Source organism: Pseudarthrobacter sp. MDT1-22 (genome assembly GCF_054511035.1).
Genome location: NZ_JBTNDK010000005.1, coordinates 105980 through 130780 on the forward strand (window position 1 = coordinate 105980; position 24801 = coordinate 130780).

Sequence of the window (24801 nt, forward strand, 5' to 3'; positions counted from 1 at the left end):
TTCGGAGTCACCGAAACCAACTGGCGCGACGCTTTGGACCCATGCCTGGTCGGCGGAACCCCACGCGCCCCCGCAGGTTTCGCTTTCTCGGAGTCACCCCGCTATGTCGGTCGGGCCGTAGCTGCGCTGGCAGCGGACCCTGACCGCGCGAAATGGAATCAGCAGTCGGTCAGCTCCGCTCAACTTGCCAGAGAGTACGGATTCACCGACATAGATGGTTTGCAGCCCGATGGCTGGAGCGCGCACTAACCAGGCAGCTGTGTCCTGACGCTGCCAGGACACAGCTGCCTGGTCGCTGCACAGAGTCGTCACTCATCCTCTAACCATGCGCGCGTGTGGCGCGGGCCTGAAAGTATCCGGGTCTTCGCGCAGGGCCCGGGCCGCGTTGTTGGAGTCGAGTGCGTTAAACTGCGCCGGCCCATCGACTTCCGCTGGTGGCGCGATGGATTTCCCGGGAACGTGCGTGAAGGTCAGCAGCCGGAATGCGCCGGACTTCACGAACCTGGACAGTGACGTCACGTGCCTCCGGCGGCGTGGCCCGCCTCTCCGTCGGGGAAACATCGGCAATCAGTCCCATGCCGGCGTACTCACGCACGGCGGCGATCCCGGCAACAGCTGCGGTCTTGTTGTCAAAGGCCTTGGACACTGCCATCACGGTGCCATCCGGCGCGGTCAGGCGGAACCTGAAATACGACTCCGCGTCAATGAACAGTTCGAACATTCCGGCCATAGCAAATCCTCCCGGTCTGCGGGATCCGCCCCGCGGCGTCGTTGCCACGGAGCAGAAACGGACGCGCCGTTGCGTCCCCTTCCCGCTGGTTTTGTCCTGCAATCCAAATGATGAGTTCATCGCGTGCTCAATGAGTCTCGCTCAAGACAGCCTGTGCCACAAGACCCCCCGTTCGATCACCGACCCTAGGGAAGCCCCGGGACGACCGTCCCGGGGCTTCCCTATCCGTCTAACGGCAGGGCCTACAGCTGCAGCGTCACAGGCCGCTTGAGGCCGTTCACGGTGGTGGCGGGCCAGCGGTCATCCATAGTCAGGACTTGCATGCCGGACTCGGTGAGCTGGACGGTGTCCTCGATCTTTACTCCGGGTCCCGACGGGTTCCAGGTGAACGGCTGGTTGAGCACCACGGTGTCGGTGGCGGCGGTGGTGACGCGCGGATCCCGTCCGGCATAGCCTGCCGGTCCGCCCTGGTGGTGGTGCTCCCACTGCTCCGCGCCGAAACCGTGGCGGACGTAGGCCGCTTTTATCTCGCTGAAGACGTGGTCCAGCCGTGCTCCGGGGACCGTTGCGTCGAAGATGTCCGCCTCCACGGCCGCGATGCGGGACTCAGCGTCGAGCTCTTCGGGGGTCCCGGCGTCGAACCTTACCCAGCGGGTGATGTTCGCGACCAGGCCGTCCCGGCGAGCGCACACCACGGCCATGGCGCGGCGTCCGAGAGGCGCGTGTGTGGCCAGCGGGTGCCGGAAGTCGCTCCGGGAGCTGCCGTTGCACAGGAGTACCAGCGGCTCCGCGCCCGCGCCAACCACCCGGCCGGCCAGGGCGGACACCAGTTCGAATTCCGTGGTGTCCGACCGGGCGGTGGACAGCACATCGGTCATGATGCCGGCCAGTTCCGCGCTGAGGCGGGCGTAGCGGGCGGACTCGCCGGGCAGCAGTTGCTGCCGGGCAGCCCTCAGTTCAGTCGCCACCGAGGCCTCGGCCACCGGGGCTCCAGCAACGCCTCCAGAAGAATTTCCGACGGCGGCGGCAGCCTCGTGCAGGCTCCCGTACCAAGGCACGGTGTGGAGGGCCACCCCGGCGGGGAGCTCCTCGGCCGCAATCCGCCCCGCCTCGTTGTTGAACGTCACCAAGTGGTCGCCGTCCCGGTCCACGAGCAGCGCGGCAATGGGGTCACCGGCCAGGCTGATGTGGACGCGGCTGCCGTCCAGGTACCAGGCCAGCGCCGTGTGCGTGGTCAGCAGCAACGAGTCCTGCCCCTTGGCATCCAGAATGTCCAGGACGCGGCGCCGCTTGATGGCACGGTCCGCGGTGGAGGCGGGCGGCGTGCGGCGGCCCTGGCCCGCAACGGTCGCGGCTTCAGTCAGCTGCGACGGCGGTGTAGCAGCGGTGGTTGTCTGGCTCATGAGTTGTCCCCCTGTGTGTTGATCAATGTCTCGATGTCTTCCGAACCTAAAATCCCGTCGGCAATGAACACGGTCACACTGCGGCGAACCGGGGTGCCGGGTTCGGCGATGACGGGCGCGTCCCAGGCCAGCGACTGGCCAACACCCGCGTATCCGTCCACGCGGACGAACCACGGGTCCGTTGAACCCGCCGCGGCGACGAACACGAGCGTGGCCGCGCCGTCGCGAACGGCGCCAGTGCGAGTGCCGCCGTCGAGCGTTCCACCCGTGAAACCGCCCGACCAGGCGAGCCACGGCGTTACACTCCCGTGCACGGCGGACTCACCCACCCCCGCAGGCGTCCAGACGCTCGCCCCGGAACATTCGGGAAGGCGCCAGAAGAACCCGCCGTAACCGCCCCCAACACGGCCGTTGGAACCCGGACTTCCCAGGCTCACGGGCTGGTTGCCGGAGGGGGAGAGCGCGAAGTCGAGGGTGAGGCGCCAGGCGGAAGGCCCGACGGCGGCCCACGTCCAGGTGCGCTGCTCGGTCAGGATGGGTGCGCCGTCGGGGCCGTTCCAGGCGAGGTTCTCGGTCAGCTCGCCCTCGGCGGCGGACGGTTCGCCGGGAGACGGTCCGCCAGCCCGGACGATGCTGCCGTGGTCGGGGCGCCAGACGTACTCGCCGGCCGCCCGGGTATACGTGCGCCCGCCCCAGAAGTTGACGCCGTCCACATCCTGGAGTGCAACCCCCACGCCCAGATGCCACACGTGGTCCAGCGGCTGGTGGTCCGTCACAACGGTCCCGGCCAGGGTACGGACGGGGTGCAGGTACGGGCGGGGCGAGGACACGGCGCGGATGCTGCTGCCGTCCTGATAGTCCGCCACGGGATGCCCGGCAAGGTCGAAGGTCCGGACCGGCGGCAGGCTGCTGACCCAGGGGACGCCCAGCTCGGCAAAGGTGGCCTGCGCCTTGGTGGCGCGTTCGATCAGCGCGGCAATGCCCTGGACCACCGGGTGGGCGTCGTCGCCGTCGCCCTCCCAGCTGACATGGCCCGTGTCGATTTCGCGGGGCGCGGGGGCGGTGCGGATGGCTTCCAGCACACACATGAATGCGCCGGCATCCGGCAGTGCACTGAGCAGGGGAGTGCCGGCGGTCCGCGCAGCGAGCAGGTTCTCCAGCAGGTCGGTCCGGCCGAACGTCTCCCGGCGCTCGCCGTCTGCCGTAGTGATGACCAGTTCGTCTTCGGTGTAGAAGAATGTGATGTCTCCCCGAGTCCCATGGACCGTGACGGAAGGCCGCTGCTGTTCGGGGGCGCACAGCGTGAGCGCACACAACAGTGTGGTGCCGGCAGCTGTGCGGACGCGGATCACCGAGGTGTCATCGCTCTGAGTGTCGTTGGCGCGGTAGAGGTCCGTCTCCACGGAGGCGACGTCGGCAACCGTGTGGGCGCCAGCCATGTTCAGGGCGGTGGCCACGGCGTGCGCCAAGGCATTGGTGGCCACGCCGTCCACCACGTCGATGCCGTCCAGGCTGCGCTTTCCGGCCCACCGGGAACGCTTAAAGTAGCTCCTGGTCCGCAGCCACATGCCGGTGGCGCTGAGTCCCAGCACCTCTCCGATATCACCGGATTCGATGGTGTTCCGGATTTCCGGCAGGGCCAGCGAGCCCAGGCTCTGGAACCCCACCTGCACGAGCCTGCCGGCGGACTCGGCGGCGGCCAGCACCTCCTGGAACTGGGCCATGGATGCCACCGGCGGCTTCTCCACGTACACGTCGGCACCGGCGGCCAACGCTGCCAGGACCAGGGGAGCGTGCGTCTGGATGGGGGTGGCCAGGATGACCACGTCCGGGACCGGCCCGGCCGCCAGCAGCTGGTCCAGGGTGTTGAAGACGGCCACGGACCCGGCCAGCGTGCCCTTTTCCGGGGGGGTGGGGTCCGCCACTGCTACCAGGTGCAGGGCCCCGGCATCGTCGAGCCTGGCGAGGTTGGCCAGGTGCGATTCGCCAAAGCCGTGCACACCCACGAGGGCTACGCGCGGGAGGACTGCCGGAACGTCACCTGCCGCTGCAGAGCTGGCGGGTGCCGCGGGGGCGGATTGCTGAATCATCTGGGGTCCTCGGTGGCTAAGGGGTTGGCAGGGGCGAAAAGGCTGTGGTGGCGGGACCCGGTGCGCCGAGGGTCCTGGACAGGTAGCTGATGGCTTCATTCTGCATCTCGACCGTGAAGACGTGCCCGCCTGGCCAGAAACTCCCAGTGTAGGAGCCAGCTGGGTGCACGGACTCCAGAATCCGGTGGGCGTGCCGCATCCCCTCTTCCGGGAACAGCCCATCGGCCAGCGCGTACTGCACCAGGAATCCGTCGGCCCCGGATCTGCCGGTCAGTTCCGGCCAGTCGCCCAGCTTCCAGAGGCCTGGAGTCTGGAGCAGCCAGGAATGCGCATCCAGGTAGGCGGGCAGCAGCGACTGGAAGGTGGTCATCATGCACGTGACCACGTAGTTCCGGATCCGCGGGCTGAGGACTGCCAGGGCCAGTGCCCGGCCGCCGCCACCGGAGAACCCGATGCAGCCCAGCCGCTCCGCATCCACCCCGGGCAGGCCGGCCAGGATCTCCAGGGCAGCAATGTCATCGTGGGCCACCATCCCCGCCAGGCTGGTGCCCAGCAGGCCGGCGGCCTTGGCCACGGTGTCTTCATGGATTCCCGCAGCGGCGTTGTACAGTTCGGCATCGGAAGATACGACGCCGGCCTCCCGCCATTGCGACTTCCTCGCCTCCAGCGCGGATTCCGTCCGCCACGGCGGGGTGGACAGATCGAAGCGCCGGCTGCCCCATGCGAAGGCGTCGTGGGCCAGGACGGCGAAGCCCCGGCGGGCGACCTCCGTGGCCAGGGCTCGCCCTCCGTAGTGCCCGGCACGGGCTTCCGCTGCGGACGGGTGGGGATCAGGAAGCGCGACCAGCCGGTCCGCTCCGCTGAACTTGTTTCCCCCGTGGCAGTGCAGGGCCAGCACGCCGGGCAGCGGCCCGGAACTCCCGGCCGGCCGGACCAGCCAGCCGGTGGTGCGGGGGCCGAAACCCAACTGCCAGCTGAGCTGGGAGGTGGTGACGCCGTCGTACGTTTCCTCCCAGTGAACGGTGACTCCCGCCGGGGGAACACCTGCCGGAACGCCCAGGGCGTCCGACAGGTCCTGCGCCGCCGGGGTGGCTGCTTGGTAGCGCGGCCGGTCACGGACGTAGGCAGGCCAGTTCTCATAGCCTGCAATTGCGCTGGGCCGGACCGGCCGGGAATCCTTGCTCACTGACCTGCCTGTTGTTCGGGTGGACGGGGAGGGTTGAAGGCGCGGCGGATCGGGACGGATGTCTGTGGGTAAAGTGATCCGGTTGCAGAAAACGCTTTCTCAAAAACTAACAAAGGGCTATACAGGAGTCAAGAAACCGTTTACTTTGGTACGGAGCCGCTTTCAACGTCCCGCGTGACGGAGGCCGGATCCGGACAGCTGCACACCAAGTGAGTCCGCCGCCGGAGACGGTGCAAATATGGATCGCCCAGTGCGATCAACCCAGACGTGGAGGGCCACGATGACCAAAGGAGGCCACATGGCCGCTAGACACATACCCAGGACGCCGTGCCCGGCAGGAATGCCGGCTGCAGCGGGCCTGCTGCGTGAAACGGAGTTGCCGCAATGAGTGCCATCAGTGAACTGAGCACCCTCAAGCGCCGCAACGGCCCCATGACGGCAGCGGAGAAAAAAGCGAACGGCCGGGACAACAAGGCCGCCTACATCTTCTTGCTGCCGTGGCTGGCGGGCCTTGTTGCCATCACCGTCGGCCCGATGCTGATGTCCCTGTACCTGTCCTTCACGGATTACAACCTGCTCCAGCCGCCGGAATGGGTCGGGCTGGACAACTTCATCCGCATGTTCGCCGACGCCCGGCTGCACAACTCGCTGGGCGTGACGTTCACCTACGTCTTTGTAGGCGTCCCGCTGCAGCTCGGTGTTGCGCTGCTGATCGCGCTGGTGCTGGACAAGGGCCTGCGCGGGCTGCCGTTCTACCGTTCCGTCTTCTACCTGCCGTCCCTGCTAGGCGGTTCCGTGGCCGTTGCCATCCTGTGGAAGCAGATCTTCGGCACCACCGGCCTGGTCAACCAGGCCCTGGCCATGTTTGGCATCCAGGGTCCCGGCTGGATTTCCGATCCGAGCACCGCGCTGGGCTCCATCGTCCTGCTGCACGTGTGGACCTTCGGCGCCCCGATGATCATTTTCCTGGCCGGCCTCCGCCAGATTCCGGTGATGTACTACGAAGCAGCAAAGGTGGACGGCGCCAGCACCCTCCAGCAGTTCTGGCGGATCACGCTTCCCATGCTCAGCCCCATCATTTTCTTCAACCTGGTGCTCCAGATCATTGGATCCTTCCAGTCCTTCACGCAGGCGTTCATCGTTTCCGGCGGCAATGGCGGCCCTTCGGATTCGACGATGTTCTTCACGCTGTACCTGTACCAGAAGGGCTTTGGCCAGTTCGACATGGGCTACGCCTCCGCAATGGCGTGGTTCCTGCTGGTCATCATCGGTGTGTTCACCGCCATCAACTTCATCGCTGCAAAGTATTGGGTTTTCTATGACGACTAAGCTTGAGACGCTGCCCGCCCCGGACAAGAACACCGCCGGCGCCGGTAAGCCTACGAATTACCGCAAGCCCGCGAAGCGCCGCGAATCCCGCGGCACGCTCGCCTTCAGCAGGGCTGCCCGCACCAGGGCCTTGATCAAGCATGGCATCCTGATCCTCGCCGGCGGCCTTATGATCTACCCGCTGCTGTGGATGGTGGTCTCTTCGCTCCGTGCCAATGAACTGATCTTCCGAGAGCCTGGCCTGTGGCTCAACAGCCTGGAGATGGGCAACTACACGGACGGCTGGTCCGCGCTGACGCACCCCTTCGGGCACTATATGCTCAACTCGGCCATCGTGGTGATCGGCTCCATCCTGGGAAACCTGATCTCCTGCTCCATGGCCGCCTACGCGTTCGCGCGGCTCCAGTTCACGGGCAAGAAGCTGTTCTTCGGCATCATGCTGCTGACCATCATGCTCCCGTTCCACGTGGTGATCGTGCCGCAGTACATCCTGTTCTCCCAGATCGGCTGGGTAAACACGTTCTGGCCGCTCATTGTGCCCAAGCTGCTGGCCACCGATGCGTTCTTCGTGTTCCTGATGGTCCAGTTCATCCGCGGCATCCCGAAGGACCTGGATGAAGCGGCAAGGATCGACGGCGCCGGGCACCCGCGCATCTTCCTGCGGGTCATCCTGCCACTGATGGTGCCGGCCCTGGCCACCACCACCATCTTCACCTTCATCTGGACGTGGAACGACTTCTTCGGGGCCCTGATCTACCTGACGGATCCGGACATGTTCACCGTTCCCGTGGCGCTGCGCGCCTTCGTGGATTCGCAGTCCGCCACGAGTTGGGGATCGCTGTTCGCGATGTCCATCGTGTCCCTCCTGCCGGTGTTCCTGGTGTTCCTCTTCGGCCAGCGGTTCCTCATCAAGGGCATCGCCACCACAGGCATCAAGTAGATCCAGCGAAACGCCTTGCTCCAGCCGATGGCCCGTCCTCCAAGGGCGAGCCAATGGCGTATCCCGCTGTGTCGGGGCTGGCGTGGAACGTCCGCCAAGGCCCAAGGGAACAGGACACGAAAACATCTTGTAATACAAGTCATGTACTTGTAGCATGAGACTTAAGAAAACGCTTTCTCGTTTACTTTCCCCAATAACCAGATCAATGAAGATCGGAGTACCCAGTGGCGCTTTTTCACCGCACTGAGTCAGATGCCAAGAACCGTACGGCAGAGACGCCATCCACCGGCGCACCGCGCCGTTTCCGCAAGACGGGCGTCGTTGCCGCGGCAGCCGCCGTCGTGCTTGCCCTGAGTGCCTGCGGCGGGGGAGCCTCCCCGCAGAGCGATGGCGGACCCGTTGAGCTGCGCTTCTCCTGGTGGGGCAGCGACAAGCGTGCCCAGCTGACGCAGGCCGCCATCGCCGCCTTCGAGGCCGAGAATCCCAACATCAAGATCAAGCCGGAGTATGGCGACTGGAGCGGATACTGGGACAAGCTGGCCACCCAGGTCGCCGCCAACGACGCCCCGGACATCATCCAGATGGACGAGAAATACATCACGGAGTACTCAACCCGCGGTGCGCTGCTGGACCTCTCCAAGTACGAGATCGACACGTCAAAACTGGACGAAGCAGCCCTCAATGCCGGCAAGAGCGAAGACGGCCTGACCGGCATCGCCGCCGGCATCAACGCGGCCACCATCCTGGCCAACCCGTCCGTCTTCAAGGCTGCAGGCGTTGAACTTCCCGACGACAAGACTTGGACTTGGGAAGACTTCGGCCGCATCTCCGCCGAAGTCACCGAGAAGTCTCCGAAGGGTACTTACGGCTCTGCCGCCTACGGCACGGACGAGGCCTCGCTGGGAGTCTGGCTCCGGCAGAACGGCAAGTCCCTGTACACGTCCGACGGCAAGCTGGGCTTCGAGCCCTCGGACATCGCCGACTGGTGGGCTTTCCTGAAGCAGCTCAGCGAGAAGAAGGCTGTGCCGTCGGCATCAGAAGTTGTGGAAGCTGAGGCCGCAGCGCTGGACCAGAGTGGCCTGGCCACGGGCAAGAACGGGCTCGCCTTCTGGTGGTCCAACCAGCTGCCGGCGCTGGAGAAGGCTGCCGGAACCGACCTGCAGATCCTGCGCTTCCCGTCCACCACCGGCAAGGCTGCCGACGCCAAGCTCTGGTACAAGGCATCCCAGTTCTGGTCCGCCTCATCGCGCACCAAGCACCCTGAGGAAACGGCCAAATTCATCAACTTCCTGGCCAACAACACCAAGGCAGGCGAGGCCCTGCTTGCCGACCGCGGCGTCTACCCCAACTCCGACGTCCGCGCAGCCATCGAGCCAAAGCTGACCCCCGCCGATATCAAGGTGATCAAGTTCATCGACCAGATCAAGGGCGAACTCGGCGAGGCTCCGGCCCCGCCGCCGAAGGGCGCCGGCGCCATCCAGGAAATCGTCAAGCGCTACACCTCCGAGGTCCTCTTCAACCGCCTGTCCACTGAAGAAGCCGGCAAGAAGGCCGTGGACGAGATGAAGTCCGCCATCAGCTAAGTCCCGCGCCGCCGTCGGGCTCTTCCGGATGCAGCTTCTGAAGGAAGCTTCAGCAGGAAGCGTACGACGGCGAGTGGTCACCACAGTCCCGGCTGGAACCTTTGGTTCCGGCCGGGACTGTGGTGTTTTAAGGTCCGTGTACTGGGTCCTGCTATTCCCGGCAGCCATGAGTGCTAGACGGGTTCCGGTCCTCGTGGTCCACGAGCACTTTAATTCATGGGGGAGAACATGAAGGCATTCGGTTGGACCGCCGCTGCGGCAATACTACTGATATTGACCGGTTGCGCAGATGGTGTGCCCAGCGGGCATCCGACGCCGAACACACTGGAAGTTAGTCCGTCCCCACTGTCGGTCCGACTTCATCCGCTCAGGCCTCAGGGGCGCCGGTTCAAGCGATCACTATCCCGCTGGGCAAGCAGAAGCAGACTGGTGTCGAGGCATGGCTGACCATCAGCGGCTTTTCCGGGCCTCCGGGTTCGCAAGTTACTTACGATGCCTCAGAGTCCGCAGGCGTCGTGGTCAAGTATGAATGGGATTTGGACGGCGACGGAAGCTACGACCGGACCACCATTGATCCTGTCCTCAAACACACTTACGAGGCAGAGTTTGAAGGAGTCATGACCCTGCGGGTGACAGGGATTGCCGGCGGCACCGACGTGTTGGAGACCCCCGTTCGCATCAACACAACGCCCCTGTATCTGGCAGCGGCCTCAAACGTTCGTATCGAGGTTCTCTCTACGGTGGGGACGATCAGTGAGGTCAGAGTCACTTGGGAATCCAGTGACCCTGCGGTTTACAGATGGGGAGTGGCTGTTGACGGTATCCCGGCCGGCATGCGTGAGGGATCGGTCCGCTCCGTGAACGTCACAGATGTGCACCACCAAGAAGAAGTCCTGATAGAGGTCATTGGCTTCACAGCCGGCGGCGCTATGTTACGGCGTCGTCGTCGGCGCTGGTCTCTGCCGGGCTGCCGGTAGTGGAGGCGGGGGTGAGGGCTGCGGCGAGGTGTTCCCTCATTGGTGGGACGGGGTCTCCGGTGAGGGTGGTGGCGGGCAGGATGGTGTGGGCGAGGTGGATGCGGCGCTGGGCTTCGCTGCGCCCGATCCGGAGCCGGAGGCGCAGGAATTCGGCGGTGTTTTTGCAGCCGTCATCGGCCGGTGACCCCGGAACGGCCCGGGTGCTCCCGGTGGCGGTCCGGGGTTTCCGGCGGTGGTCCCGGCGGGCCAGGCGGCGTCGGTTTCGTTCAGGGTTTCGACGCCGTTGTCCCACCCGGTGACCCAGTCCCGGGTGGTCCGGGTGGCTGCCGCGGCGGTGATGGCCTTGGTGCGGGTGCGGTCCACGGCGCCCGCGGCGAGGATCTGGAGGTAGTCCACGGTCCGGGAGAGCTCCTCAACCAATCCGGCGAAATCGGCGGCCTCGACGTAGCCGGCCATCGCCAGGGTCCCGGGAGCAGACGCGGCGGCGGCGTTCACCGAGACGATCACCGAAGCCAGCCCGGCGTCGGCCGTCAGCACGGCGGTGCCGCCGCCGTTCCGAGCAAGCCGATCCCCGAAAGCTTCCATAGGAATACTCTGCCGTGGGGGTACGACATTATTGCCGCCGTCACCTTGGCCAGGGTTGGAAGCGCCCCCAACAGCCGAACAGGCGAGCGTCAGCACGGCGGTGCTACCGCCGTCGTCCGCAAGCCGATCCCCGAGAGCTTTCATGGGAATACTCTGCCAAGGGGGTACGACATTCAACCGAGGCGGTCCCGGCCGTGGGCAAAGCCGGAAGCCGGGACCACCAGCAGAGCGTCAGTCCTCCGCGATCACGGCAACCCCGCCGGCCTCAACAGTCCCGGTGAACGGCGCGCCGGTCAGCAGGTCAATGCCGGCCGTCTCCACCGCGGCGGCCGAGCGTGAGTGGTTGATCGCGAACAGGAAGCTGCCGCCGTCGTCGGAACGGCGGCGCACGAGCTCCACGCCGCGATCGGCCCTGGCAACAGGGGCCACTCCCGATTCGGCCAGCAGCCGGTCCACGACCGCCTCGATACCGTCGCGGTCCGGGAATGTGGCGAGATACCAGGCCGCACCGGCGCGCGCACCATCACCAGCACGAACCGCGTGCCGCGTCAGCGACGGCACGCCATCCAACGGATACTCGGTGAAGGTCTGCACCGCTTCGGCCCCCGCGAGGTGCACGTGCTCACTCCACACGGACGAGACCCCGCCGTCGCTCAACTTCAACTGCCCGCCGGCAAGCACCGGATGGAACTCCTCCACCCGGATCCCCAGCAGCTCCCAGAAAGCGCCGGGATAGCCGCCCAGCCGGACGTGGTCCTGCTCGTCCACAATCCCGCTGAAATACGTCACCAGCACCGTGGCTCCGGCCCGCGCGGCAGCGGTGATGTTGGCAGCGGCTGCGTCTGTCACCGAATAGAGCGTGCACACCAGGACCAGGTCGTAGCCCTCTAGAGGCGAAGAAGAATGGACCAAATCCACTGCGATCCCGCGCAGGAACAGCGACCGGTGGAAAGCCCGCAACACGTCGAGATACTTCACGTCCTGGCTCGGTTTGGAGTCGATTTCGCTGGCCCACCAGGCTTCGTAGTCGAACACGATCGCCACGCGAGATTCCACCCTCGAGCCGCGCACCGGCGCGATCTGCTTGAGGGCGGCTCCGAGACCCACCACCTCGCGCCACACGCGCGTGTCACGGCCACCGTGCGGGACCATCGCGGAGTGGAATTTCTCGGACCCGGCAAAGCTCTGCCGCCACTGGAAGAACATCACCGCGTCCGCCCCGCGGGCCACATGGGCCAGTGAGTTGCGCAGCATTTCGCCGGGCATCTTGGGCTGGTTGCGCGGCTGCCAGTTGACGGCCGACGTCGAATGTTCCATCAGGATCCACGGGTGCCCGCCCGCAATTCCCCGGGTCAGATCAGCGCTGAACGCGAGTTCGATCTGACGCTCGGGATCGGCGGCAACCAGGTAGTGGTCGTTGGCGATGACGTCCAGGTCCGTGGCCCACTCGAAGTAGTCCATGGCTTTGGTGGCGCTGGACGCCATCAGGTTGGTGGTGCAGGGGACCCCCGGGGTGACCTCCCGCAGGACCGCCACGAGCTCGCGGTAGTAGTCCATCAGCACCCACGAATTGAACCGCTGGAAGTCCAGCTGCTGGCCCGGATTCAGCGTGGAAGGCGCGACGCCGGGCGGCAGGATCTCCTCGAAGGAACCGTAGTTCTGGGACCAGAACGCCGTGCCCCAGGCCGCATTGAGCGCCTCGATGCTGCCGTACCGGCGCTCCAGCCAGGTGCGGAAGGCAGCGGCGTCCTCCGCGCCATGGAACTCGGAGACGTGGCAGCCGAGCTCGTTGTCCACATGCCATAACGCCAGCGCGGGGTGGCCTTTATACCGCTCGGCGATCACCCGGGTGATGCCCGTGGCATACCGGCGGTACACGGCCGACGACGGTGTGTAGTGCCGCCGGGAGCCCGGTCCCAGCACCGTTCCATCAGCCGTGACCGGCAGGATTTCCGGGTGTTTGCGGACCAGCCAGGCCGGGGGAGCAGCGGTGGCAGTCGCCAGGGCAACCTTGATCCCGTTGGCGGCGAGATTATCCAGCACGTCATCCAGCCAGCCGAAGTTGTATTCGCCCTCAGCCGGTTCAAGCAGGGCCCACGAGAAAATGCCCACGCTCAGGAAACTGACGCCGGCTTCCTTCATGAGCTCCAGGTCTTCCAGCCGGACGTCCACGGGCCACTGTTCAGGGTTGTAATCGCCGCCGTAGGCGATCCCTTCCACGTTGCTCCAGACGCTGGCCGGACCGGAATTACGCTGCATGCTCATGGGACTCCTTCGTCTACGGGAATGGACTAAACGTACCTGAATCCCGAGGTTTGGGAAAACGCTTGCCCAAACTTCGGAATGCCGGTATTGTATCGTTTCAGAAAGCGTGTAAGCCAGCTCACAACTCACGTTGTAAACACAGAAGCCACGGGCCTGCACAACTCGAGCAAGGAGGCTCTTATGATCAACAGAAGGAATTTCCTCACCACCGTAGCCATCGGCACGGCATCCGCTGCAGCACTGGCTGCGTGTGGCTCACCGGCCCCCAGCCAGACGGGTTCGGCGGAGAACCCGGTCACCATCAACTACACCTGGTGGGGCAACGATGACCGCGCCGAGCGCACCCGCAAGGCGATCGCGCTGTTCGAAGAAAAAAACAAGGACATCAAGGTCAACGGCAACTTCACGGACTTCGCCGGTTACTGGCAGAAGCGGGCCACGGAAGCTGCCGGTGGCGGCCTCCCCGACGTGATGCAGTGGGACCTGTCCTACATGCGGGATTACGGCCAGCGTAACCAGCTCCTGGACCTGGGCACGGTCAAGATCAATACGGACGCCTTCGACAAGTCACTCCTGCCGTCCGGCCAGATCCGGGGCAAGACCTACGGCATCCCCACCAGCACCAACGCCTTCGCCGTCTACTACGACCCCGCGAAGCTCGCCTCACTTGGAATCGCAGAGCCGGACGGCACCTGGACCTACAAGGAATACAACGACTTCCTGGCCGAGGTCGGAGCCAAGGGCAACGGCGCTCTCTTCGGCGGCACCGACTACACCGGCGTCTGGTGGATGTTCAACATCTGGCTGCGCCAGAACAACATCGAGGCCTTCACCGAGGACGGCAAGCTCGGCTTCAGCAAGGACGACCTTAAGAAGTGGTGGAACCAGGCAGCAGCTCTCCGCGGCACCCCTGCCATCGTTTCCGAAGAGCGCGTGACCCAGCTCGCCCCCAAGTCACCCTTTGGCTCGAACGTGACCGCCACGGAAGTCACCTGGGATAACTTCATGGCCGGTTACCTCGGTGACAGCGGCGCCAAGGAGCTCAAGCTCGTTCCGGTTCCCTCCGATGACAAGGACAACCTGGGCCTGTTCCTCAAGCCGTCCATGCTGATGGTGGCCAGCGCCAAGACCAAATACAAGGATGCCGCCGCCCGGTTCATCGACTTTATGGTCAACGATCCCGAGGTGGGCCAGATCTTCAAGACCTCCCGCGGCGTTCCGGCCTCCAAGACCCAGCGCGACGGCACCACCTTCGAAGGCACCGACAAGCTGGTAGTTGATTACGAGAAGTCCATCGAAAAGTACCTCAAGGACGCTCCGGAACCGCCCATCGTCGGTTTCGGCACGCTGGAAGCCTCCTTCAAGCGCATCAGCTCTGACCTGAACTACGGCAAGCTCACCATTGACGGCGCGGCTGACGCGTGGTTCAAGGAAGCCGAAGACCTCATCAAGCAGAACGCCTGATCCCAGGCCTTCACAACTGACGGAATGAATTCGTGACTCAAAGCCCAACCCTGAGCAGGCGTTCGACGTCGCCGTCCGCTCCCGCTCCGCGCAAATCAAAGCGGAGCGGGGCGGACGCCCGCGCCGGCTACACCTTCCTGTTGCCCTGGCTGCTGGGGTTCATCGCCCTGACCGTGGGCCCGATGATCTCCTCGCTGTACCTGTCCTTCACCAACTACAACCTCTTCGATCCGCCCAAGTGGATCGGCCTGGACAACTACACCACCATGTTCCAGGACGAGCGGTTCCTGCAGTCGGTGGGCGTGACCGTGGGCTATGTGGTCTTCGGTACCCCGCTCAAGCTCGCCGCCGCACTGGCCGTGGCGATGCTGCTGAACAGTGCGCGCAAGGGGCAGGGGTTCTACCGGTCCGCGTTCTACGCCCCGTCCCTGATCGGCGCGTCCGTGTCCATCGCGATCGTGTGGAAGGCGATGTTCGGCGATTCCGGTCCGGTGGACCAGGGCCTGTCGTTCTTCGGGATCAACCTGGGCGGCTGGGTGGGCAACCCGTCCATGACCATGTCGATGTTCATCCTGCTGACCGTGTGGCAGTTCGGTGCCCCGATGGTGATCTTCCTCGCCGGCCTCAAGCAGATCCCGGCGGATCTTTACGAGGCAGCGTCGATGGACGGTGCCGGCCCGGTGCGGAGGTTCGTCAACATCACCTGGCCCATGCTCTCCCCGGTGATCTTCTTCAACCTGCTGATGGAAACCATCCACGCGTTCCAGATCTTCGCCTCGGCCTACATCATCTCCAACGGTGAAGGCGGCCCGGCCGGCTCCACCCTCTTCTACACCCTCTACCTTTACCTGCGGGGTTTCAGCGACTTCCGGATGGGCTACGCCTCGGCGATGGCCTGGCTTCTGGTGATCGTGGTGGGCATCATTACCCTGATCTTCTTCAAAACCTCCAAGTCCTGGGTCCACTACAGCGGTGATTCGAAATGACAACTATGGCAATCCCCAAGCAGTCTGCGCCGATGCTCCAGGCTCAGGACTACAACCCGAAGTCGGAGTCCGTGACGGCCAAGAGGGTCAAGAGCCTCGTTTTCCACATGGTGGCGCTCGGCCTGACAGCGGTGGTTCTCTACCCGGCACTGTGGATGGTGGCCTCGGCCTTCAAGCCCAATGCCGAAATCGGCGGCGCCAACACGTCGCTGTGGTCGAACAACTTCAGCTTCGACAACTTCGTCACGGCCATGGACGGGATCGGCGGGGTGTCCACCCTGCAGTTCTTCACCAACTCCCTGGTCCTGGCAGTCGGCGCCGTAGTGGGCACCATCCTCTCGGCCAGCGTCTCGGCCTATGCCTTCGCCCGGATCAAGTTCCCGGGCCGGAGCGTGCTCTTCGGCATGATGATCGCCACCCTGCTCCTGCCGTTCCACGTGGTGATCATCCCGCAGTACATTGTGTTCCAGCAGCTGGGCCTGGTGGACACGTACGTTCCCCTGCTGATCGGCAAGTTCCTGGCGGCGGATGCATTCTTCGTGTTCCTGATGGTCCAGTTCATGCGCAACCTTCCGGCCGAACTGGACGAGGCGGCACGTATCGACGGCGCAGGCCACGTGCGGATCTTCTGCTCCATCATGCTGCCGCTGATGAAACCGGCGCTCATCTCGACGTCGATCTTCTCCTTTATCTGGAGCTGGAACGACTTCCTGGGCCCGCTGCTGTACCTGAACACGCCCGAAAAGTACCCGCTGCCGCTGGCCCTGCGCCTGTTCGTGGACCAGACCCAGAGCTCGGACTACGGCGCCATGATCGCCATGTCCGTCCTGGCCCTGCTGCCGGTGCTGGTGTTCTTCCTGGTGTTCCAGCGCTACATTGTTGAGGGCGTCTCCACCCAGGGCCTGAAGGGCTGACGGCGACAGGAATGAGCATCATGGACAGCGCCACGCCGGCATCTGGCCGCAACGAACCGATCCCGGTAAACCGCTTCGCACTGTTTTCCGAGACCCTCCTGGCCGGGCTGCTGGTGCTGGTGCTGTCCATCCCGCTTGTCACCATCCCCGCCGCCTACGCGGCCGGTATCGCCCACCTGGAACGCCACCTCTCCGGGCGGGACGATTCGCTCCGTGCCCTCTGGAGCACCTTCCGCTCCGCCCTCCCGGGCAGCTGGAAACTGGGAATCACGACGGCGGGAGCCGCCGTCGTGATTGCCCTTAACCTGTTGCTCGCAACGGTGGGTCAGCTGCCGGGCAGTGCAGTTGTCCTGCCGGCCACGCTGATCCTGGCGGCGGCCGGAGCCGTCCTGCTCCTGCGTACCGCCGCTGCCTGGCGCAACGCTGCCGGCGAGGAATCCTCCGCGCCGGGAACCTGGTCCGCGGCCCTTGGCACCGCCAAAGCCCTCTCGCTGCGCGACTGGACAGGCTCGCTCCTCCTTGCCGCGGCGCTGTTCGCGTCCGTGGTGTTTGTCTGGATGCTCGTGGCCCTGTTTGTGGTGGTGCCCGGCATGCTGATCCTGGCCTCCGCCGCCGTCAAGATACGGTCCGGCCGCGCCTAGCAAGTCTCTGCATTTGACCTTTACTACCGAGTTGAGCCAGACGTGTCTTCCGACAGCCCAAAGTCCGCAGAATCCCTTCACACGTCCCAAAGTCGGGTCCGCTGGTACCAGCCGCTGACGCAGCACAACTACCGCCTGTATATGGGCATGACCTTCGCCGGAAGCATGGGCGTGTGGATGCAGAGGCTCGCCCAGGACTGGCTGGTGCTGCAACTGACGGGGAGCCCGGCCGCCGTCGGGATCGCCGTGGCGCTGCAGTTCCTGCCGATGCTTGTCATCGGTCCGCTCAGCGGCCTGCTGGTAGACATGTTTCCCAAGCGCAGCGTCATGATGGTGTGCCAGTCCGTGATCGCACTGCTGGCCCTGGGACTGGCCGCGTGGGACGCCAGTGGAAATATCACCGTGTGGGCGGTGTACGGAAGCTGCATTGCGCTGGGAGTGACGTCCGCCGTCGACGGTCCGGCGCGCCAGGTTTTCATCAACGAAGTGGTGGGCGACGCCGGGCTGAGGCCCGCCATCGGAGTCAACAACGCGATCGGCCAGTTTGGCGCCATGGTGGGACCAGCCCTTGGTGGGGTGGTGATCGCCCACGCGGGATCCTCCGCCGCCTTCGCCGCGAACGCCCTGCTTTCCGTGCTCGTGCTGGTCATGATCGCCGCCGTCCGGCCGGCGCTCCTGCACCTCACAGCCCCTGCAACCCGGGGACGCGGCCAGCTTCTGGCCGGCTTCCGGTACGTCCGGGAACGGCCATCGCTGCTGCTGCTCATTGTCCTGGCCGGCCTGCTGGGGGCCTTTGGAATGAACGGTCCGGTGGTGCTGACGGCGTTCGCCGAGCGCGTGTGGCACAACGGTGCGGCGGGGTTCGGCCTGTTCAACACCGTGGGTGCCGTCGGCGCCCTGGCGGGTGCGCTGCTCGCCGCGCGACTGAGGGGCATGGGCCGCAAGGGAATCGTGGCCGCAGCCGGACTCTTTGGGCTTTCGCAGCTGGTTGCCGCGCTGATGCCCAGCCTGGTCGCTTTCACCGTGATGCTTGCCGTGGTGGGCCTGATGACCCTGGTGTTCCTGACGAGCGCCGCGACAGCTGTGCAGGTGGAGGCGGGGCCCGAAGTCCGGGGGAGGGTGATGGCGCTTTACCTGCCATTGCTGCTGGGCGGGCATGCTTTGGGTGGCCTGCTGGCGGGCTGGCTGACGGAGGAGTTTGGCGTGCGGACAGGCCTGGTGGTCACCGGTGCGCTGGCCATGCTGTCCGCGGCCGTCGTCGGAGTTTTGTTGTGGCTGAATTCGCGGAGTGTGCGGAACACACGGCCACTGTGAGGAAAAGTAAGTTTGTGTGCGTTCTTGACGCGTGGTGGGGCTCACATCTACTCTGTGAGAAAGCGGTTTCTGAGACGTTATCGACTGCCAGACCAAAGGACAACGAATGCTTTTACGCGCCCGAAAATCCAGAATTCCCAAAGCCGCGGCTGTTATAGCCGTGCTGGCCCTGGCCCTCACCGGGTGCGGCGCTAGCACGCCGGCTGCCTCCGACGGAACGGTGACCTTGCGTTTCAGCTGGTGGGGCTCCGATGTGCGGCACAAGATGACTGAGAAGCTGATTGCTGCCTTCGAAGCGGAAAACCCCAACGTCAAGATTAAGGGAGAATACGGCGACTGGTCCGGCTACTGGGACAAGCTGGCCACCCAGGTTGCCTCGCAGGACGCCCCGGACATCATCCAGATGGATGCCCAGTACCTTGGCGAATACGCTGAACGCGGGGCCCTGCTGGAACTCAAGGACGTGGATCTGTCCAAGTTCGATAAGGCCGCCGCGGATGCCGGCAAGACGGACGGGGGGCAGTTCGCCGTCACGGCGGGTATGAACGCACTGGTGGTCCTGGCCAATCCGGCGCTGCTGTCCGCCAGTGGGGTGTCACTGCCTGATGATTCGAGCTGGACCTGGGATGACTACAAGGAGACGGCAGCCGACATCACCAGCAAGAGCAAGGAAGGCGTCTACGGTTCCGGCGGCGTCGTCGGGGATGCCTCCTTCAACCTCTGGATGCGGCAGCACGGGAAGTCCCTGTTCACCAACGACGGCGGCCTGGGCTTTGACGAGGCCGATGCCACCGAATACTTCGAGATGCAAGCCGGTCTGCGGGACGCCAAAGCCGTTCCGCGTGCGTCCGTTCTGACTGAAGAGGCCAGCGCACCGTTGGACCAGCAGGGCCTGGCAACGAACCGTTTCGCCATGGGGTGGGTGTGGTCCAACCAGCTGGCTGCCCTGAGCACAGCCTCAGGGCAGGCCCTGGAAATCCACCGTCCGCCGAGTGTCGAGGGCGACGCCATGAAAGCCGAGCAGTTCTACAAGGCTTCGCAGTTCTGGTCGGCCAGTTCCCGGACCAAGTATCCCGCGGAGACCCAAAAGTTCATCGACTTCCTGGCCAACAGTGTTGAAGCCGGCGAGATCGGGCTGGCAGACCGCGGCATCCCGGGCAATTCGGACGTGCGCAAGGCCGTGGCACTGAAGCTGTCGCCCACCGACGCGCTGACGGCAAAATTCATCGATGACATTGCCGACGAAGTAGGCGAGGCCCCGGCCGTGCCTCCGGCCGGATCAAGTGCGGTTTCCGAAGTCCTGACCCGGTACGCCACTGAGGTGCACTTCAGCAGGATTTCCCCGCAGGAAGCGGCGAAGAAGTCGATCGAGGAAATCAAGATTTCCCTCAGCTAAACGGGCGGGACACCCCAGGCTCGGGTCACCCAGACACGGACGACGCCGGATGCGAACCGCGTCCGGCGTCGTTTCCTTTGCTGCCCCCACCCCAACTAGGTAGCGCTAACTGTCGTTTTGACGCCTCATAGCGACAGTAAGCGCTACTTACTTGGGGGTTTGAGTGGGGCGCGTCCGTCGCCTTTAGGGCTCGTTGGATGGCGTGAAGGTCCAGGAGCCGGTGTGGATGCGGAAATCACGCGAAGTCTTGCCATTGATGGTCCCGGCGCCGCCGCGCTCGCCACTGTTTGCGGCACCGCCAGAACCGGAATGCACGACGGCGGGTCCCGCCGTCGGCCCTTGGATTCCGTAAGTGCCGCCGGAGGGGAGCCTGACGGTGGCGGTGACGCCCGCGGGAATCGTGCACTCCAGCTGTATTCCAGTGGCAGTCCGCCGCCAAGCGACGTCGACGGCGCCGTTGGGCAGCGGCACATTTCCCTTGGCGTGCTCCAGGCTGCACACAGGCGGCTCGATAATCACTTCGGTGCCTCCGGGGACGCTTACCCGGACGCCGAGCAGGAACTCCAGGATTTCCTTCACCACTGACGCGGACCAGGCGTGGGACTGGCTGTAGTCCGTGCCGTCCACCAGCTCCCAGGCTTCCCAGGTGAAGCTGGCGCCGGACTCGAGGAGCCGGGCCCAGCCGGGCTGGTCTGGCGATGTGAGCAGATCAAGCACGGCTTCTGTCCGCCCCTCGGACAGAAGCGCCCGTACCAGCCGGTGCACGGTCATGGGTCCCTGCCGCATGCCTTGCCCGGCGATCCGCTCGGCGTCGGCCGTTGCGTAGTCCGAGTCTGTGATGCCCAGGGACAACGGGAATGACGTGGCGTGCTGGGACGCGTGGGTGCTGGGTGTGCCGTCGGCGTGCAGGCCGTCCACCATCACGCCGCCCACGCGCAGGCGCGTGCGGATGCTTTCCGCGAGTGCCCCGGCACGGCCGGCGTACCGGACAGCCGCGTCCTCCTGGCCGGCGAGGCTGCAGAGCCGTGCGGTGGAGATCAGGGCCGAGTACGCCTGCGCGTTGACGGTGGTTTTGGCGGCGCAGTCCATGTCGTAGCCGAACCGGCCGGGGACGGGCCAGTCCACGATGCCGTGCAGGTACGGGCCGGAGCCGCCGCCGAGTTCGGCGACCAGTCCCGCCGTCGGGCCTTCCGTGGCGAGGTACCGCAGTGCATAGTCGGCAGTGGCACGGAGGCGCGGGAGCAGTTCCGTCACTAGGGCGAGGTCTCCGGTCCGCAGGTGGTATTCCTCGGCCCATTCCGGCATCATGAGCGAAAAGTCGGGGATGTCCCGTTTCCCGTCGCCGTTGGGGTAAACAGCGTTGTAGCGGCCCAGGTCCGCGCCGTCGGTCCAGTAGCGGCCGGCCGACCAGCCGAACTCACGCAGCGCCTGCGCGGTGTAGGCGTGCTCGCCGAACAGGGCCATGGTGGCGTAGGAGATGTTGACGGCGTCGGCGAGGAACTGGCCTTTTTCCCGGGTGGGGGTGTCGACGAACTGTTCCTGGACCCCGTGCAGAGCGGAATCGCGCAGCAACCGGAACACCGCGTCCAGCGTGGGGTTGGAGCTGCTGAAGCTCCCTTCGTGCGGGTGCCGGCCGTGGATCACGACGGCGCCCACCCGGGTCACGTCCGATGCCTCCGTCCCGGGGAGTTCCAGGTACCGGAAGCCCAGGTGCACGGTGGCGCGGAACCGCTGCGGGCCCTGGGCCTGGGTGTAGGGGAAGGACATATCGGTGTTCTGGCTGGCCGTTTTGCCGGTGTCCACGCGGCCGTCCGCGTTCAGGACGTAGCCCGCCCGGATCATCAGGGTCCGCCCGGCCACGCCGGTACGGAAGTCCACCTCCGGACGTGCCGGGATGACCCGGCCGAAATCCGCCACCAGCGTTCCGTCGGCTGCGGTTAGGAAAGACTCCGGGGCAACAAACTCCTCGGACAAGGAGGTGCGGCGGGGGTGCAGGGCAGGGAACTCCGGGACGGGATGGGGACCGTAGGTCAGGGCCGGTGGCATGTCCTGGCTTGCATCCAGGGCGGCCGCTGCCTGCCCGTCCAGGTGCTCTACAGGGTCGCCCTCATCGTTCCGGTAGCCCGCTTGCCGGTACGGCGCCTCGGCAGCGGTCCAGTTCGAACCGGAGCCGAAGACCTCGCGGCGCCCGTCCGTGTAGTCCACGCTGAGGCGGACCAGCAGGGCCGGTACGCTGGCAGCCCTGCCCTGACCGGGGCCGTACCAGTGCAGTAGGGCGGTCAGGGGAATCTCGACGGGCTGCTGCTGGGCCCGCTGGCCGGGCAGCGCTGGCTGGACTTGCTGACCCGACTGTTTCGGCACTCCGGGGGTGTGGGCCGCGAGCAGCGCGGTGACGTCGGCGGCGTCGTAATATCCCTCGCCGGGGTAGCCGAAGGAGGTTGTGCTGAGGCAGGCGTTTCCGTCCAACGCCACCTGCGCGTGATGGCTCGCAGCCACAAAGAGGCGTGCCCGGGCAACAATTCCCGTGATCAGGACGGTGCTGCGGAAAAGTGTCCATTCGTCGGGCTGCCGGTGCGCCGTGGTGCCTGCCCAGTGCCCCAGGAACACACGGGCCTCTTCCGGGCCGGCGCTGAATCGGTGGTCCAGGAGTACCGCGCCCCCGGGAGTGGCGTCAGCAGAAACAGTGTCGACGGAAGCACCGGCAGCTGAACCGCTACGGGCGCCGTCAGTAATCCGCAGCGAGGCGTACTCGGCCTGGCTGCGGGGACCCTGATGCAGGGCGAGCCGGCCCTCGAACCCCGCGGGGAGCGGCTCGTTGACGGTAAGCAGTTCAACGCCGTCGAGGGTCACGGTGATGGTGGTGCCGTCGTCGGAAACCGTGAGATCCTGCCAGGTGCCGGGGACTAGGTCCTTGCCGGGCAGTCGTTCCTGGCTGGCAGCGGCGTTGCGTCCCAGCTGGGCGCTGGCCAGCACGTCGGTGTCCGGAGTGGCAGGGGCCGGGATGTCCCATTCCGGGGCGCGGCGGAGCACCACATTGCCCGCCGTGTTCAGTTCCAGCAGCAATCCAGTGCCCGAGCCGCTGCTGCGGAGGAGCAGCCCGGCCCATCCCATCACCGGCCGGAGGCGTGCCTCCAGCAAGAAACAGCGGACGGGAGGGCAGGGAATGGGCAGGAAAGGGGAGCCAGCGACGCGAAGGGCGCCTTCGAGGACGTCCAGCGGAGCCCGGCCGCCCGGGGCCCGGTGGATCCAGTCGGCACCCCATCCGCTGTCCGAAAGTCCAGTGCTAAACGACGCGGCTTCGGACCAGGGGCTGGCGTAGCCTCCGGCGTCACTCACCCGGACCCGCCAGCTGTAGTCCGAGTCCTCGGCCAGGTCCGGCCCGCCGTAGGGAATCCCTGCTTGGCGGAAGGAGGGCATGGGTCCGGAGTGCCAGACCTCCGCCCCGGCCGAATCCTCGACGGCGATTTCGTAGCCCGTCTGCCGGGCCGCGGCGCGGCTGGCGTCGTCCGGCTGGCTCAGTGTCCACCCGAACACCGGGCGCAGCGAGGCGGTGAGGCAGGGGGAGAGGCTGTCGGTCAGCAGGCCGCCAGCCCGCAACTCGCCTTGGCGGGTCAGTGTGGGGGTTGCTTCCTGGGTGGGGGAGACGCCCATCAGGAAGCAGTTCCGCGTGCTGCGAGGGCCCAGGGCAGTCCAAGCTCGCTGAAAGTCGCATGCTCTTGCGTGGCACGCTCCAGGGCTTCCTCGATCCCGACGACGACGGCGTGCGCGGCGTCGCCGTCACCTTCCCAATGGACGTAGGCGCCGTCGATCAGGGCCGGCAGCGATGCGGTCCGGATGGCTTCGAGCACCAGCATGAAGGCTCCGCTGTCCAGGAGCGGACTGATGAGTTCCCTGCCTTCGCAGCGGTGGGCCAGCAGGTTCTCCGTGAGGTCGTCGCGGCCGAAGACCTCCTCGGTCTGCCCGGCAGGGGTGGTCACGGTGAGGCGGTCTTCGGTGTAGTGGAACACGGCCTGGCCCCGCGAGCCCTGCAGTGTGACATAGGGTTCCGCGGATTCGGTGGCGCAGATGGTGAGTGCGCAGGTGACGGGAAGTCCCTTGGCGGTGCGGATCCGGATGACGGAGGTGTCGTCGGATTCGATGTCATTGGCCCGGTAGAGATCGGTTTCCACCGAGGCGACATCTTCGATGGTGCGGGCGCCGGCGATGCGCAATGCGGTGGCCACGGCGTGGGCCAGGGGATTGGTGGCGACCCCGTCAACCACGTCGACGCCGTCAATGCTCCGCTTCCCGGCCCAGCGGGAGCGCTTGTAGTAGGCCCTGTTGCGGACCCAACGGCCGGTTGCCGAGAAGCCTTCGAGGGTGCCGATGGTGCCGTTGGCGACGAGTTCCTCGATGGCCCGCAGCGCGTGTGACCCCAGGCTCTGGAAGCCGATCTGCACGCTCCGGCCGGATGCCTGGGCGGCGTCGCACAGCGTGTTGAAATCGGCCAGCGACGCGACCGGGGGCTTCTCCAGATAGAGATCCGCTGTTGTGGCCATGGCGGCGAGGCCCAGCGGGGCGTGGGTCTGGATGGGAGTGGCCACGATGATCACGTCCAGGTCCGGGGTGCCCGCCAGGAGTTCGGTCAGCCCCGGGAACACGGCGGCCGTGGCCGGCACGGACCCCGGTTCCGGCGGATGGGGATCGGCTACCGCTACGAGTTCGACGACGCCGGACTCCTGAAGCCGTTGAAGGTTGCCCAGGTGGTGCGTGCCGAAGCCGTGGATGCCTACCAGCGCCACGCGGGCCGGGCGGACTTGCTCCGGCGCGGGTGCCGGGGCCGGGTTAGGACATTCGGTCCGGACAGGATCCTGGGCCTCAAGATCGCCGGTCTGGACAGGATCTGCAGACCGGGACTGTGACTCGGCGGCGGTGCCGGCTGGCATTCCCAATGGATCTCCGTTTCTGCCCGCAGGCACAAAATCTTGGCCCCGGCGGCCGTCGTGACGGAGCCGGGGC

At 65.7% G+C, this 24801-nt stretch carries 18 protein-coding genes; 10 read left to right on the forward strand and 8 right to left on the reverse strand.

The window, feature by feature from the left end; all coding sequences use genetic code 11:
* Window positions 1-403: 403 nt before the first annotated feature.
* From ACX80M_RS06140 to ACX80M_RS06155, 4 genes are all read right to left on the reverse strand, one after another.
* A complete protein-coding gene (locus ACX80M_RS06140; RefSeq protein WP_252599851.1) occupies window positions 404-730 on the reverse strand; it encodes a YegP family protein in 327 nt (108 codons plus the stop codon).
* A 242-nt stretch (window positions 731-972) separates the two neighbouring features.
* On the reverse strand, window positions 973-2133 hold the full coding sequence (locus ACX80M_RS06145; RefSeq protein WP_459309253.1) for a M24 family metallopeptidase: 1161 nt from the start codon (window positions 2131-2133) through the stop codon (window positions 973-975).
* On the reverse strand, window positions 2130-4223 hold the full coding sequence (locus ACX80M_RS06150) for a DUF6807 family protein (protein ID WP_459309254.1): 2094 nt from the start codon (window positions 4221-4223) through the stop codon (window positions 2130-2132). The genes ACX80M_RS06145 and ACX80M_RS06150 overlap by 4 nt, the downstream gene beginning before the upstream one ends.
* A 16-nt stretch (window positions 4224-4239) precedes the next feature.
* Window positions 4240-5409, reverse strand: a complete 1170-nt coding sequence (locus ACX80M_RS06155) for an acetylxylan esterase (RefSeq protein ID WP_252614091.1) — start codon at window positions 5407-5409, stop codon at window positions 4240-4242.
* Between the two features lie 384 nt (window positions 5410-5793).
* On the opposite strand from ACX80M_RS06155, the gene ACX80M_RS06160 reads away from it, so the two are divergent.
* The 4 genes from ACX80M_RS06160 (at window position 5794) to ACX80M_RS06175 (ending at window position 10238) form a co-directional block, all read left to right on the forward strand.
* On the forward strand, window positions 5794-6738 hold the full coding sequence (locus ACX80M_RS06160; protein WP_252599854.1) for a carbohydrate ABC transporter permease: 945 nt from the start codon (window positions 5794-5796) through the stop codon (window positions 6736-6738).
* Entirely contained in the window at window positions 6728-7678 is a 951-nt protein-coding gene (locus ACX80M_RS06165; RefSeq protein WP_252599855.1) for a carbohydrate ABC transporter permease, read from the forward strand. Before ACX80M_RS06160 ends, ACX80M_RS06165 begins: the two co-directional genes overlap by 11 nt.
* Window positions 7679-7902: 224 nt before the next feature.
* Entirely contained in the window at window positions 7903-9261 is a 1359-nt protein-coding gene (locus ACX80M_RS06170) for an ABC transporter substrate-binding protein (protein WP_252612092.1), read from the forward strand.
* A gap of 515 nt (window positions 9262-9776) precedes the next feature.
* Window positions 9777-10238 carry a hypothetical protein gene (locus tag ACX80M_RS06175; RefSeq protein ID WP_459309255.1) on the forward strand — a complete coding sequence of 154 codons (462 nt, stop codon included), beginning with the start codon at window positions 9777-9779 and terminating at the stop codon, window positions 10236-10238.
* A 36-nt stretch (window positions 10239-10274) separates the two neighbouring features.
* On the opposite strand, the gene ACX80M_RS06180 is transcribed toward ACX80M_RS06175, so the two are convergent.
* Together ACX80M_RS06180 and ACX80M_RS06185 are read right to left on the reverse strand one after the other, a co-directional pair.
* Window positions 10275-10823, reverse strand: coding sequence for a hypothetical protein (locus ACX80M_RS06180; protein WP_252610693.1), 549 nt, complete (start codon window positions 10821-10823; stop codon window positions 10275-10277).
* A 231-nt stretch (window positions 10824-11054) separates the two neighbouring features.
* Window positions 11055-13088, reverse strand: a complete 2034-nt coding sequence (locus ACX80M_RS06185; RefSeq protein ID WP_459309256.1) for a beta-galactosidase — start codon at window positions 13086-13088, stop codon at window positions 11055-11057.
* A gap of 180 nt (window positions 13089-13268) precedes the next feature.
* Here ACX80M_RS06185 and ACX80M_RS06190 point away from each other — a divergent pair, with 180 nt between their 5' ends.
* From ACX80M_RS06190 to ACX80M_RS06215, 6 genes are all read left to right on the forward strand, one after another.
* Window positions 13269-14552 (forward strand): ABC transporter substrate-binding protein, encoded by a 1284-nt coding sequence (locus ACX80M_RS06190; protein WP_459309257.1) that lies wholly within the window; start codon window positions 13269-13271, stop codon window positions 14550-14552.
* A 32-nt stretch (window positions 14553-14584) separates the two neighbouring features.
* Complete coding sequence (locus ACX80M_RS06195) at window positions 14585-15538, forward strand: carbohydrate ABC transporter permease (protein WP_252614086.1); 954 nt, start codon at window positions 14585-14587, stop codon at window positions 15536-15538.
* A complete protein-coding gene (locus ACX80M_RS06200; protein ID WP_459309258.1) occupies window positions 15535-16452 on the forward strand; it encodes a carbohydrate ABC transporter permease in 918 nt (305 codons plus the stop codon). Before ACX80M_RS06195 ends, ACX80M_RS06200 begins: the two co-directional genes overlap by 4 nt.
* Window positions 16453-16463: 11 nt before the next feature.
* Complete coding sequence (locus tag ACX80M_RS06205) at window positions 16464-17093, forward strand: Poxvirus protein I5 (RefSeq protein ID WP_252610683.1); 630 nt, start codon at window positions 16464-16466, stop codon at window positions 17091-17093.
* Window positions 17094-17135: 42 nt separating this feature from the next.
* On the forward strand, window positions 17136-18407 hold the full coding sequence (locus ACX80M_RS06210) for an MFS transporter (RefSeq protein WP_252610681.1): 1272 nt from the start codon (window positions 17136-17138) through the stop codon (window positions 18405-18407).
* Window positions 18408-18513: 106 nt separating this feature from the next.
* The gene (locus tag ACX80M_RS06215) at window positions 18514-19803 is read left to right on the forward strand and encodes an ABC transporter substrate-binding protein (protein ID WP_252610673.1); all 1290 of its coding nucleotides are present in this window, start codon (window positions 18514-18516) and stop codon (window positions 19801-19803) included.
* Between the two features lie 183 nt (window positions 19804-19986).
* On the opposite strand, the gene ACX80M_RS06220 is transcribed toward ACX80M_RS06215, so the two are convergent.
* Window positions 19987-23454, reverse strand: coding sequence for a family 78 glycoside hydrolase catalytic domain (locus ACX80M_RS06220; RefSeq protein WP_459309259.1), 3468 nt, complete (start codon window positions 23452-23454; stop codon window positions 19987-19989).
* Window positions 23454-24728 (reverse strand): Gfo/Idh/MocA family protein, encoded by a 1275-nt coding sequence (locus ACX80M_RS06225; protein ID WP_252614085.1) that lies wholly within the window; start codon window positions 24726-24728, stop codon window positions 23454-23456. Before ACX80M_RS06225 ends, ACX80M_RS06220 begins: the two co-directional genes overlap by 1 nt.
* Between the last annotated feature and the right edge of the window lie 73 nt (window positions 24729-24801).

Bases quoted from the DNA above. Each gene is read 5' to 3' on its own strand.
- ACX80M_RS06140 (WP_252599851.1), bottom strand. From the start codon at position 730: ATGGCCGGAATGTTCGAACTGTTCATTGACGCGGAGTCGTATTTCAGG.
- ACX80M_RS06145 (WP_459309253.1), bottom strand. From the start codon at position 2,133: ATGAGCCAGACAACCACCGCTGCTACACCGCCGTCGCAGCTGACTGAA.
- ACX80M_RS06150 (WP_459309254.1), bottom strand. From the start codon at position 4,223: ATGATTCAGCAATCCGCCCCCGCGGCACCCGCCAGCTCTGCAGCGGCA.
- ACX80M_RS06160 (WP_252599854.1), top strand. From the start codon at position 5,794: ATGAGTGCCATCAGTGAACTGAGCACCCTCAAGCGCCGCAACGGCCCC.
- ACX80M_RS06165 (WP_252599855.1), top strand. From the start codon at position 6,728: ATGACGACTAAGCTTGAGACGCTGCCCGCCCCGGACAAGAACACCGCC.
- ACX80M_RS06180 (WP_252610693.1), bottom strand. From the start codon at position 10,823: ATGGAAGCTTTCGGGGATCGGCTTGCTCGGAACGGCGGCGGCACCGCC.
- ACX80M_RS06185 (WP_459309256.1), bottom strand. From the start codon at position 13,088: ATGAGCATGCAGCGTAATTCCGGTCCGGCCAGCGTCTGGAGCAACGTG.
- ACX80M_RS06190 (WP_459309257.1), top strand. From the start codon at position 13,269: ATGATCAACAGAAGGAATTTCCTCACCACCGTAGCCATCGGCACGGCA.
- ACX80M_RS06200 (WP_459309258.1), top strand. From the start codon at position 15,535: ATGACAACTATGGCAATCCCCAAGCAGTCTGCGCCGATGCTCCAGGCT.
- ACX80M_RS06205 (WP_252610683.1), top strand. From the start codon at position 16,464: ATGAGCATCATGGACAGCGCCACGCCGGCATCTGGCCGCAACGAACCG.
- ACX80M_RS06215 (WP_252610673.1), top strand. From the start codon at position 18,514: ATGCTTTTACGCGCCCGAAAATCCAGAATTCCCAAAGCCGCGGCTGTT.
- ACX80M_RS06220 (WP_459309259.1), bottom strand. From the start codon at position 23,454: ATGGGCGTCTCCCCCACCCAGGAAGCAACCCCCACACTGACCCGCCAA.
- ACX80M_RS06225 (WP_252614085.1), bottom strand. From the start codon at position 24,728: ATGCCAGCCGGCACCGCCGCCGAGTCACAGTCCCGGTCTGCAGATCCT.